Origin of the sequence: Cedecea sp. P7760, from assembly GCF_013386425.1 — a bacterium.
Lineage (GTDB): Bacteria > Pseudomonadota > Gammaproteobacteria > Enterobacterales > Enterobacteriaceae > Cedecea > Cedecea selenatireducens.
On sequence record NZ_JACARU010000030.1, the window covers coordinates 110,589 to 121,983 of the forward strand.

An 11,395-nucleotide genomic window follows, 5' to 3' on the forward strand; every position below is an offset into this window, starting at 1 on the left:
CTACCTCGCATGTCGCAGGCGTGGGTTGCACCAGATAGCCAGCAGGTCCGCCGCCGTATTCAGCAGGATATAGGTCCCGCCAAACAGCAGCCCGCAGGCCTGTACTACCGGCAGGTCACGCTTCGTTACCGCATCCACCATCAGTTGCCCAATGCCCGGGTAGACAAAGACCACCTCGACCAGAATGACGCCCACCACCAGGTACGCCAGGTTAAAAGCAATGACGTTGATGATCGGCGCCAGCGCGTTCGGCAGCGCGTGGCTGAGCACGATCCGCCAGCGGGAAAGCCCTTTTAGCAGCGCCGTTTCGATATAGCTGCTGGACATCACCGCGCCAACCGAGGCACGCGTCATGCGCAGCATATGCGCCAGGACCACCAGCACTAGCGTCAGCATAGGCAACGTGCAGGCATAGAGCCGCTCAAGGAGGCTGGCATCAGGGTCGACCAGCGCGAGGCTCGGGAACCAGGCCAGACGAATGGCAAAGAAGATTACCAGCAGGTAGCCCACGAAAAACTCCGGCACCGAAATGCTCATCAGCGTCAGCGTATTCGCCAGGCGGTCGAACCAGGAGCCACGCCATACCGCCGAGGCAATGCCCAGCACCACCGCTAACGGAATCGCAATCAGCGCGGCATAAACAGCAAGGAACAGCGTGTTCGCCAGGCGAGGCAGCAGCTCGGCACCGATAGGCTGGTTATTGGCAAGCGAAGTGCCCAGGTCACCGTGCAGCACACCGGACAGCCAGTGCAGGTAGCGGTAAACCGCAGGCTGATCGAGGCCCAGCTGCAGGCGCAGCGCGGCGATGGTTTCCGGCGTGCCGTTCTGGCCCAGGATGGCGCTCGCCACGTCGCCGGGCAGTAACTCGGTACCGACGAAGATCAGCCCCGAAACCAGCCACAGCGTCAGCACGCCCAGCAATAAACGATGAAGGATCTGTTTTTTCATTACGACTCCAGCCAGACGCGTTCAGCCAGGCGGCCACCCATGAAGTTGAACAGCGGGTGAGGTTTTACGCCGCCGACTTTCTTGCTGGTGGCATCCAGGTAGTCACCAAACAGCGGGATCATTGCGCCACCGTCATCACGGGCAATGCTTTGCAGCTCGCCATAAATTTCCGCACGTTTTTGCTCGTCCAGCAGCGAACGTGCCTGAATGAGCAGGCTGTCGAACTTGTCGTTTTTCCAGTGGGTGTCGTTCCATTTCGCCGTTGACTGCCAGGCGGTGGAAAACATCTGATCCGCGGTTGGGCGCCCGCCCCAGTAGCCCATGCTAAACGGTGCTTTCATCCAGACGTCATCCCAGTAGCTGTCCGCCGGCTGACGTTTGATGCTGACCTGGATCCCCGCCGCGGCGGCTTCGCCCTGGAACAGCGCGGCGGCGTCCAGCGCCCCGGCAAAAGCCGCATCCGATGAGGACAGCTCGAGCGGCAGCGCGCTAAGCCCCGCTTTTTTCAGGAAGAACTTCGCCTTATCAGGATCGTAGGCACGCTGCTCCAGGCTCTTGTTGAAGAAGCGATCGGTTTTCGGGATCGGATGATCGTTGCCGAGCGTGCCGTAACCCCGAAGGACGGTAGCCAGTAATTTTTCACGATCGATACCGTATTTAATCGCCGTACGCACATCGTTGTTGTTAAACGGGGCTACCCGGCAGTCCATCAGGAAGGTGAAATGCTGCCCCCCGGCCGCGCGCACAATGTTCAACGCCGGACTGCGCTTCAGGAAATCAACGGTTTTAAAATCAACGCGGTTGATGGCGTGTACCTGGCCCGAGATAAGGGCATTGGTGCGCGCGGTCGCATCGTTGATAACCAACACTTCAACGGCATCCACAAACGCGCGGTTTGGCTTCCAGTAATTAGGGTTGCGCTTGAAGTAGGAGCGCACGCCCGGCTGATACTGGTCAAAGACGAAGCCGCCGGTGCCAATCGGGTGCTTCCAGTCGGTAAATCCGTCCGGGACCACGACCAGATGGTAGTCCGCCAACAGAAACGGTAAATCGGCGTTGCCGCTGTCCAGGGTTAAGGTAATTTCGTTCTCGCCGCTCTTTTTCAGCTCTTTGATGGCCGCCAGCTGAGTTTTGATCGCGCTACGCGACTGGTCGCCACGGTGCAGGTTGATCGAGTAGAGAATATCTTCGACGGTGAGGGTTTTACCGTTGTGGAAGGTCACGCCCTGGCGCACTTTAAACGTCCATTCCTGCGCGCCCGGCTTCGCCTCCCAGCTTTCCAGCAGCTCCGGCGTGGCCTGGTTAGTTTCATCAATTTCTACCAGACCGTTCATCAGCATGTAGGCCTGATTGAGCGGCACCCAGTCGCTAAAGAGCGTAGGATCCAGAGAATCGCTAGTATTGCCTCCCGACATTCCCAGCTTGAGCACGCCGCCTTTTTTAGGCGTGGCCTCGGCGGCAAAACCCGCCAACGGCGAAAGCGATAACGCGCTGCCCATCCCAATCAGCGCCGCCGTGTTGATAAATGAACGGCGGCTCATGTTCACGCCTTGCAGGTATTTTTTCACGTCTGAACGATCGTCTTTCATTTATTTTTCTCCGTTATTATTTGTTTGTCTGACCACCGGCCAGATGCCATAGCACATCTATTTATGATTTATATCAAAACCGTTAAACACTGATGCATGAGTTTTTCGTATCAGACTATGAAAAAAACGCGCAGCAGAGCCGCAGCAAAAAAGATAATTTCCCGATCACGGAGTCACACCAGGAAAGAAAATGTGGAACTGCATACCCTTGTAGGCTTAATTGGCGTCTTTTGTTACCTGCTGGCCTACGCACTGGTTCAGATGCGAAGGCTATCAATAGATTCAAATGGTTATGCTTGTCTTAACATCGCGGGGTGCGTGGGCGGGCTGTATTCACTGAGCCATGACTTTAATTTGGCGTCGGTCATATCACAGTCGATGTGGTTGGTCTTCACGCTGGTAGGTATGCATACTTCTTATCGCCGCCGGGGGGAGTTAAAAAATAAAATACCGCCTCTGGATCTGGACACCATAAATAAACCAAAGGATTAAGATGTTTTAAATGTTTCTTTTTCTCGCCTTTATATAAGAAAAGGTTATGGCTAAAAGAAAGGTTAAATAATTTATTGATCGCGGCAATAATAAAATAATCATCTTATATGATTAACGTCTGTTTTCTGCTTATTCCGCCGAAGGCTGTCGCTGCAACCAGTTCATGACATGGCGAACAATCGGCTTCATATAGCGATCCTGAGGGATAAGCAGGAAACATTTACTGGCGGCCGCCAGCTTTCCAGGGTGCGCCGCAACAAGCTCGCCTCTATTAAGATAATCCTGCACCAGCCCTTCCCAGCCGAGTAATATCCCGTCTCCTCGCACCGCAGTCTCAACCAAAAACGGATAGTTATTGGCGCGCCAGGTCTGACGCGGGACAAAGCTCAGGACACTCTGCGAAGCAAACCAGTCGCTCCAGCCGGTCCACTCTCGCTGCGGATCGTCCTGAATCAGCAGCGTGTGCTGCAGCAGCGCTTCTGCGGGAGCGCCAGTCCCGATGCGTGACAGAAACGCCGGCGAGCACATCGGGTAGCAGACCTCGTCGAAAATCGGCGTGGCATGAAACCCCACCGGAACATCCCGAAGGTAAAAAATAGCCAGATCAAATTCCGATGAACGCAGTTCGGAGAAGTTGTCGGTGATTTTCATGCGAACCTGCAAATCCGGCAGCTCACGATGCAGCGCCGAAAGGCGCGACGACAGCCAAAGCGAACTCATGGCGCTGGTGCAGGCGATGGTCACCTGCGGCAACCCCGTCCAGCCCATCACTTCCGCCGTAGCATGTGACAATGCCGCCAGCTGTTGCCGCACGTGAGTGGCATACGCTTCACCCCTCGGCGTGAGCAATACGCGCCGCTGAGTTCGGGTAAAAAGCTTACAGCCCAGCATTTCCTCCAGCTGCAGGATCTGGCGGCTGGTCGCGCTTTGCGTCAGGTTTAACTCTTCCGCAGCACGAGAAATATTGCCGTAGCGGGCAACGCATTCGAAGGCGATAAGGGTATTGAGGGGCGGTAGCGGCTCAATCTGCATCAATGAAGCCTTAAAAGGCAACGGAACGGTCTCAACACACTAATAAGGAAGGCAGGGGCTGACAAGCCTGATGCATCAGAAATACATCAGGCTTCTCATGAAGGTATCGCGGGTGCACATAGGTTGTGCGTGGGTGCAGCGGATTATTTACCCCACGGAATAATCGGCACCGCGCTGATAGCGTTCTTCGGCGAGCCTTCTACCACCCGGTCAGAGTAGGCAAGGTAGGCCAGAGCGTTACGTTTGGCGTCATAGAAACGAACAACCTGCAGCTTTTTAAACACCAACGAGGTCCGTTTCTGGAACACCACGTCGCCCTCCGCTTTGCCGGCTTTAATTTTGTCGCTCAGCTCAACCGGCCCAACCTGCTGGCAGGAGATTGCCGCATCAGAAGTATCTTCGGCTAAGCCAAGGCCGCCTTTGATACCGCCGGTTTTAGCGCGGCTGATATAGCAGGTCACGTTCTTCACATCGGGATCGTCAAAAGCTTCCACAACGATCTTGTGATCGGGGCCAAAGACCTTAAACACCGTATCGACCGAACCAATCTGCTCTGCGCTCGCCCCAAAGCTGGCGGCCAGAATCGCACTGCAAAGTGCTAAAGCTTTATATTTCATATTGTTACCATTTTTCAAAGATCACCCTGCGGGACTATTCAACAATTGGATGAAAAATCGTTGAATATCACATTATTAGCAAAACCTGCCTCCACAATCGGCAAATTTGGCACAACTTGTTAAAAAAAAACGGTGAATGCATAAAGTACAAAAATGCTATCATCCGCTACCTTAGTAAACAGGCATTCGCTTGTATGGATGAGGATATTTTATGGATCAGGCTGGGATCATTCGCGATCTTCTTAGCTGGCTGGAGGGCCACCTCGATCAGCCTCTCGCCCTTGATAATGTGGCGGCAAAGGCAGGTTATTCCAAGTGGCATTTACAACGGATGTTTAAAGAGGTTACCGGGCACGCTATTGGTGCCTATATTCGCGCCCGCCGACTCTCCAAATCTGCCGTTGCCCTGCGCCTGACTGCGCGCCCTATTCTGGACATTGCGCTTCAGTACCGCTTTGACTCGCAGCAAACATTTACTCGCGCGTTTAAAAAACAGTTCGCCCAAACGCCCGCGCTTTATCGACGTTCTCCTGACTGGAGCGCTTTTGGTATGCGCCCGCCGCTGCGTCTCGGTGAATTTACGCTGCCGCAAGCCCATTTCATTACTCTGCCGGAAACGCATCTGGTTGGGGTAACGCAAAGCTACAGCTGCACGCTGGAACAAATCTCCGACTTCCGTAATGAGATGCGCATCCAGTTCTGGACACAGTTCCTGGGCAACTCACCGACGATTCCGCGAGTGCTGTACGGCCTGCATGAACCTCGTCCAAGCTCGGAAAAAGACGACGAGCAGGAAGTCTTCTACACCACGGCGCTCACCCCGGAGCTGGCCAATGGCTTCCTGCCGGATTCTCATCCGGTAATGCTGGAAGGCGGTGATTATGTGCAGTTCAACTACGAAGGGCTGGGCACCGGACTGCAGGACTTTATCCTGACGGTGTACGGCACCTGCATGCCGTCGCTAAACCTGACTCGCCGTAAGGGCCAGGACATCGAACGTTTCTATCCTCAGGATGAAACGCGGGATCAGGATGTGCCGATGCATATCCGCTGTGAATACCTGATCCCGGTACGCCGTTAACGCTGTATTTCATCCAGAGCAGGGGCATCAAGATGCGAGATGTCTCCTGCTGTCTCAACGACCCATCCAGAAGCCAGCCACGGGCTGTGCTGATAATCCACGCGGGATATTGAGCAGTTGCGCAGACGCAGGCGACGTTCAGCCCACGCAGGCAACCCCAGAATCGTGCTAACCAGCCCACCCAGCGCCATGCCGTGACTCACCAGCAGTGGGCGGCTTCCGGCCGGCAGTTCCCGGCAGGCATTCAGCGCTTCGTGCATACGGTTGCTCAGCTCCAGCATGCTTTCGCCTTCAGGGATACGCCCGTCCGGCGTGCCGTCCACCAGGAGACGGCGCCAGCTCTCTTCCTCTTCGGTCAGCGAGTCCATTTTACGACGTTCAAGCACGCCCATGTTTAGCTCGCGCAGGCGGGCATCGAAGATAATCTCGCAGCCGCAGGCTTCGGCGATGATCTCTGCGGTGCGGCGAGTACGACCTAAATCGCTGCTGATGATGTGGGTGATGCCAAGGGCCCTGGCCCGCTCGGCCACTTGCCAGGCCTGGCGTTCTCCGTTATCAGTCAGCGCGCTGTCTGACTGCCCCTGAATGCGGCGCTCCGCATTCCACTGCGTTTCGCCATGACGAACAAGGTATACCTGTAACATGCGTTTTTTCCGTTATACTCCGGTCACGAAATATCGAGAGTTCTGACTTATTATGAACCATGTCGTTGCTGCAACAACCAATCCCGCCAAAATTCAGGCGATTCTGCAGGCGTTTAGCGAGATTTATGGTGAAGGATCCTGCCATATTGAGCCCGTGGTCGTCGATAGTGGCGTGCCGGAGCAGCCCAACGGCTGTCAGGAAACGCGAACTGGCGCACGGTGCCGGGTAGCAAATGCCCGGGAGATCAGACCAGATGCCGACTTTTGGGTCGCCATTGAGGCCGGAATCGACGAAGGTAGCACCTTCAGTTGGGTGGTGATTGAGAACCGTCAGCAGCGCGGTGAAGCCCGTTCCGCTACCCTGCCATTGCCGGAAATTATTCTGCAGAAAGTCAGCGCCGGAAACGCCCTGGGGCCGGTGATGTCTGACTATACGGGCATTGATAAGATTGGACGTAAAGAGGGAGCGATTGGAGTGTTCACCGCCGGAAAGCTTACGCGTAGCAGCGTTTATCATCAGGCGGTGATTTTGGCGTTAAGCCCGTTTCATAACGAGATTTACCGCCGGTAGCGTATTTAGCGAGTTGGCTTTCCGCCCTGCAGCAGCTCTTTTTCAAGCCATTCACGCAGCTCGGTCGGCGCGGCCTTCAGGCTGTTGGAGCCGCGGGTAATGGTTGCAATACCCGCGCCCAGTTCGTTCTTCAGTTCACGCTGGCTAAGCTCGCCGCGCAGTAACTCTTCGATTATCCGAACTCGCGTTCCTAACGCTGTACGCTCGTCCGGCGTTAACAGCAGCGTCAGCAGCGGCATATGAAGGTCCTGCCCAAAAGCTTGCTGCAACAGCCCCACAAAGCGGAGCCACTCTTTATTACTTTGCTCGGCCTGTTCCGCCGAATATTGAGAGAGCTGAGTCATGTCAGGCCACCATACTCTTTAACTAGTACGGCAGCATAACATACTCTCCGCCCAATCAATAACGCCGCTGCCACTCGCTGTCGGACAGAATTTTGTCAGGTTGCCCCATGAAGTAGCGGTAATAAGCGTCATAAGCCAGCACGTTTTTCACATAGCCACGCGTTTCGGAAAACGGAATACTTTCCACAAACGCGATGGCATCAATCCGCCCTGCGCTGTTGCCGAGCCACGTCCGCACTCGTCCCGGCCCGGCGTTGTAGGCGGCGGAAGCGAAAATACGGTTGTTCTCAAACTGCTGGAACACGTACTGCAGGTAGCTGGTGCCGATATTGATGTTGGTGTCAGGATCCAGAAGCTGCACCGGGCTGCTGTAGCCAGGGATGCTGAACATCTTCACGGTATGGGTGGCGGTACCCGGCATGATTTGCATCAGGCCGCTGGCGCCTACCGGAGAACGCACCTTCGGGTTCCAGGCGCTTTCCTGACGGGCAATCGCCATCGCATAGCTTTGTGGCACGGTTTTGCCGCTCACGTAGCGGGCAAAGGTGCCTTTATAGGCCAGCGGGAAGCGCTCTTCCAGGTTATCCCACAGCTTGCCGGCAATGGTTGCCTGCACGCTAAGATCCCACCAGTCCTGCTCAAAGGCGTAGCGCGCCAGCCCACCCTGCTCCTGCTTGCTGCGGCTGGTGACCAGGTTTGCCCATTCGCTGCGTGCGGTATTGTCCATATTCCAGTACATCAGCTCACGGACTCGCGCCATTTCAGGCCCCTGCACCAGAGCGGGGTTAACGGGTTCGGCTTTATCCACACGCAGGGGATATTCTTCCCCCAGCCGCTGTGCGGCCACCATCGGGTAGAAACCGCGCTGCTGCATCAGAGATCGCAGGATCCCTTTGGCTTCATCATCACGCCCGCGTTCCAGCAGCAAATCGGCCTGCCAGTAGCGCCATTCGTCTTTCTCTTTGGCTTCCATCGGCAGACGCGCAAGCCAGGTATTCAGGCCTGAACGGTCACCGGCGCCCAGAGCCATACGCACTCGTCTCTCAATCAACGATGTAGACTGGGAACGCATAATCGCGTCATCCCGCCAGCGGGCCTGCTCATCCGTCACGTCGCTGCCCATCAACCGCCAGGCAACAACGTCACGCAATTCCTGCGCCTGCTCCTCGGTAAGCTTCTGCGCCTGTACTAAAGACGGGATCATCAGCCGGGCATTTTCCACGTCCTGGCGGGCTACGCTCGCGAAGGCGATAGCCGCAGCCTGCCGCGTAAAGTCCGTCGCGCCCACCGTATTGGCGAAAGTCAGCACCGTACTCGGGTTATTTTGCAGGCTTATCAACGCGCTGGAGATAGTCTGGTAGTCAGCGGGCATCTGGTTCGCCAGCGCGTTCACCAGCGAGGTGTTGCCCTCTTTCATCGCCAGACGGATGCGCTCAAGGTAAGCCAGCGGATCCTGAGTGCCGGAAGCACGCCATGCGGAAAACAGCGCGTCACAGCTCGACGGCTGGCTTTTTCCCGTTAGCCAGAGATCTTTCGCGCCGGCCCAGGCGGCGTCTGTCTGCCCGGTGTTCCACCTGGCAAAATAGTAATTACATTTTGCTTCATTGGTTGCAGGCGGCTCTGGGCTGAAGGCCAGTAGACCGCGCCAGTCCTGGCGCCTTGCCAGCTCGTTAACAAAGCGGGAGCTTAAGTTTCGCGCCGGAGGCAGCGTTGGGTTAGCCTGAATAAACTGAGTCACCGCCACGGTCGGCTCGTTCATCAGGTCGTCGGTTAGCTGACGGTATTCGAGATAAGGATAAAGAGGATAGGTTTGCAAAGTGGGCATCAGCTGCTGCACCACGTCCATTTGCTTGTTATCCCAGGCCTGTTTAATTTGCGCGTAGCGGCTGCGTTGCTCATCCAGAGAATCCGCACGTACCGCGCCGTTTAACATCACCAGGCTAACGCCCGCGGCAAGCAACTGCCATGCGACTTGTTTGGCTTTTAACACACCTTCTCCTCACTGTTTTCCTGACGGCATCATGCCTGCGCTGCAATAAGCGAATGAATTCATGCTAACCAGGGGAGACACAATACGCCATGTCCGAAAGGTATATTTTGGTCATTAAACGTATAAAGACGCCATGCGCGGCAGAACCACGATGCCCCGCTGGGATTAGACCGGGAAAACCGCTACACTTCGCCTTTGTTATGTACCATCTTACATCACGATAAAAGAGGCAAAGTCGCACTGTGGCTCAATTCGTTTATACCATGCATCGTGTCGGCAAAGTTGTCCCGCCGAAACGACATATTCTGAAAAATATTTCGCTCAGCTTCTTCCCTGGCGCCAAAATCGGCGTGCTGGGTCTGAACGGTGCCGGTAAATCCACCCTGCTGCGCATCATGGCCGGCATCGATACCGATATCGAAGGTGAAGCCCGTCCTCAGCCTGGCCTCAAGATTGGCTACCTGCCGCAGGAACCTAAGCTGAACCCGGAACACACCGTACGTGAGTCCGTAGAAGAAGCCGTTTCCGAAGTGGTTAACGCGCTGAAAGGCCTGGACGAAGTCTATGCCAAATACGCCGAGCCGGACGCGGACTTCGACAAGCTGGCCGCGCAGCAGGGCAAGTATGAAGAAATTATCCAGGCGCACGACGGTCATAACCTGAACGTGCAGCTGGAGCGCGCCGCCGATGCCCTGCGCCTGCCAGACTGGGATGCAAAAATTGAGAAGCTGTCCGGGGGTGAACGCCGCCGCGTTGCGCTGTGCCGCCTGCTGCTCGAAAAACCAGACATGCTGCTGCTCGACGAACCAACCAACCACCTGGATGCAGAATCCGTGGCGTGGCTGGAACGCTTCCTGCACGACTTCGAAGGGACCGTTGTGGCGATCACCCACGACCGTTACTTCCTCGACAACGTCGCCGGCTGGATCCTGGAGCTTGACCGTGGGGAAGGTATTCCATGGGAAGGTAACTACTCCTCCTGGCTGGAGCAGAAAGATCAACGTCTGGCGCAGGAAGCCTCAACGGAAGCCGCTCGCCGTAAATCTATTGAGAAAGAGCTGGAGTGGGTTCGTCAGGGCGCTAAAGGCCGTCAGTCTAAGGGCAAGGCCCGTCTGGCACGCTTCGAAGAGCTGAACAATACCGAATACCAGAAACGTAACGAAACCAACGAACTGTTTATTCCACCTGGCGCACGCCTGGGGGATAAAGTGGTGGAAGTTAGCAACCTGCGTAAATCCTACGGCGACCGCCTGCTGATTGACGACCTGAGCTTCTCCGTACCGAAAGGCGCTATCGTCGGCATCATCGGCCCGAACGGCGCGGGTAAATCCACCCTGTTCCGCATGATGTCCGGTCAGGAACAGCCTGACAGCGGCTCTATTACCCTGGGTGATACCGTGAAGCTGGCCTCCGTGGACCAGTTCCGTGACGCCATGGATAACAGCAAAACCGTGTGGGAAGAAGTCTCCGGCGGCCAGGATATTATGCGTATCGGTAACACCGAGATGCCAAGCCGTGCCTACGTCGGCCGCTTTAACTTCAAAGGCGTCGACCAGGGCAAACGCGTAGGCGAGCTGTCCGGCGGTGAGCGCGGTCGTCTGCACCTGGCGAAACTGCTGCAGGTTGGCGGCAACGTTCTGCTGCTCGATGAACCAACCAACGACCTGGATATCGAAACCCTGCGCGCGCTGGAAAACGCCCTGCTGGAGTTCCCGGGCTGCGCGATGGTTATCTCGCACGACCGTTGGTTCCTTGACCGTATCGCGACCCACATTCTGGACTACCAGGATGAAGGTAAAGTGGAGTTCTTCGAAGGTAACTTCACCGAATACGAAGAGTACAAGAAGCGTACCCTCGGCTCCGATGCCCTGGAGCCAAAACGCATCAAGTACAAGCGCGTTACCAAGTAAATGTAAAAGGCACCTTCACGGTGCCTTTTTTATGGCTAGCCCCCGATCCATGGGGGAGTTCTTAGTTACACGTTTCTTGCAAATCCCCGTGAGATATCTTTCGCTCCGCAGTTTTTCCGTTCACCCGTAGATCTGTTTTCCCCGCAAGTTCAGCGCACGGTGAAGCGGTAAACCCAC

The 11,395-nt window shown here is 55.8% G+C and carries 11 protein-coding genes; 4 read left to right on the forward strand and 7 right to left on the reverse strand.

The genetic code is table 11. The features are described from left to right. Positions 1-948, reverse strand: a complete 948-nt coding sequence (locus tag HX778_RS12870; RefSeq protein ID WP_038475728.1) for an ABC transporter permease — start codon at positions 946-948, stop codon at positions 1-3. Continuing rightward, complete coding sequence (locus HX778_RS12875) at positions 948-2,537, reverse strand: ABC transporter substrate-binding protein (RefSeq protein ID WP_038475731.1); 1,590 nt, start codon at positions 2,535-2,537, stop codon at positions 948-950. The genes HX778_RS12870 and HX778_RS12875 overlap by 1 nt, the downstream gene beginning before the upstream one ends. Positions 2,538-2,729: 192 nt before the next feature. On the opposite strand from HX778_RS12875, the gene HX778_RS12880 reads away from it, so the two are divergent. After that, positions 2,730-3,029, forward strand: a complete 300-nt coding sequence (locus HX778_RS12880; RefSeq protein ID WP_038475734.1) for a hypothetical protein — start codon at positions 2,730-2,732, stop codon at positions 3,027-3,029. Positions 3,030-3,158: 129 nt separating this feature from the next. Here HX778_RS12880 and HX778_RS12885 read toward each other — a convergent pair whose 3' ends face one another. Continuing rightward, complete coding sequence (locus tag HX778_RS12885; protein WP_176982206.1) at positions 3,159-4,061, reverse strand: LysR substrate-binding domain-containing protein; 903 nt, start codon at positions 4,059-4,061, stop codon at positions 3,159-3,161. Between the two features lie 143 nt (positions 4,062-4,204). Continuing rightward, entirely contained in the window at positions 4,205-4,678 is a 474-nt protein-coding gene (gene creA / locus HX778_RS12890; RefSeq protein WP_038475740.1) for a protein CreA, read from the reverse strand. A 211-nt stretch (positions 4,679-4,889) separates the two neighbouring features. Between creA and robA the strand changes: the two genes are divergently transcribed. Beyond that, positions 4,890-5,759 carry an MDR efflux pump AcrAB transcriptional activator RobA gene (gene robA / locus HX778_RS12895; RefSeq protein WP_176982207.1) on the forward strand — a complete coding sequence of 290 codons (870 nt, stop codon included), beginning with the start codon at positions 4,890-4,892 and terminating at the stop codon, positions 5,757-5,759. On the opposite strand, the gene gpmB is transcribed toward robA, so the two are convergent. Beyond that, on the reverse strand, positions 5,756-6,403 hold the full coding sequence (gpmB, locus tag HX778_RS12900; protein ID WP_176982208.1) for a 2,3-diphosphoglycerate-dependent phosphoglycerate mutase GpmB: 648 nt from the start codon (positions 6,401-6,403) through the stop codon (positions 5,756-5,758). The genes robA and gpmB overlap by 4 nt on opposite strands. A gap of 52 nt (positions 6,404-6,455) precedes the next feature. On the opposite strand from gpmB, the gene yjjX reads away from it, so the two are divergent. Further along, complete coding sequence (gene yjjX, locus HX778_RS12905) at positions 6,456-6,974, forward strand: inosine/xanthosine triphosphatase (protein WP_038475748.1); 519 nt, start codon at positions 6,456-6,458, stop codon at positions 6,972-6,974. 5 nt (positions 6,975-6,979) lie between these two features. On the opposite strand, the gene trpR is transcribed toward yjjX, so the two are convergent. Together trpR and sltY are read right to left on the reverse strand one after the other, a co-directional pair. Beyond that, entirely contained in the window at positions 6,980-7,318 is a 339-nt protein-coding gene (trpR, locus tag HX778_RS12910; RefSeq protein WP_038475749.1) for a trp operon repressor, read from the reverse strand. 55 nt (positions 7,319-7,373) lie between these two features. After that, positions 7,374-9,308 carry a murein transglycosylase gene (sltY, locus tag HX778_RS12915; RefSeq protein ID WP_176982209.1) on the reverse strand — a complete coding sequence of 645 codons (1,935 nt, stop codon included), beginning with the start codon at positions 9,306-9,308 and terminating at the stop codon, positions 7,374-7,376. Between the two features lie 242 nt (positions 9,309-9,550). Between sltY and ettA the strand changes: the two genes are divergently transcribed. Then, entirely contained in the window at positions 9,551-11,218 is a 1,668-nt protein-coding gene (gene ettA / locus HX778_RS12920; RefSeq protein ID WP_038475753.1) for an energy-dependent translational throttle protein EttA, read from the forward strand. Positions 11,219-11,395: the final 177 nt, after the last annotated feature.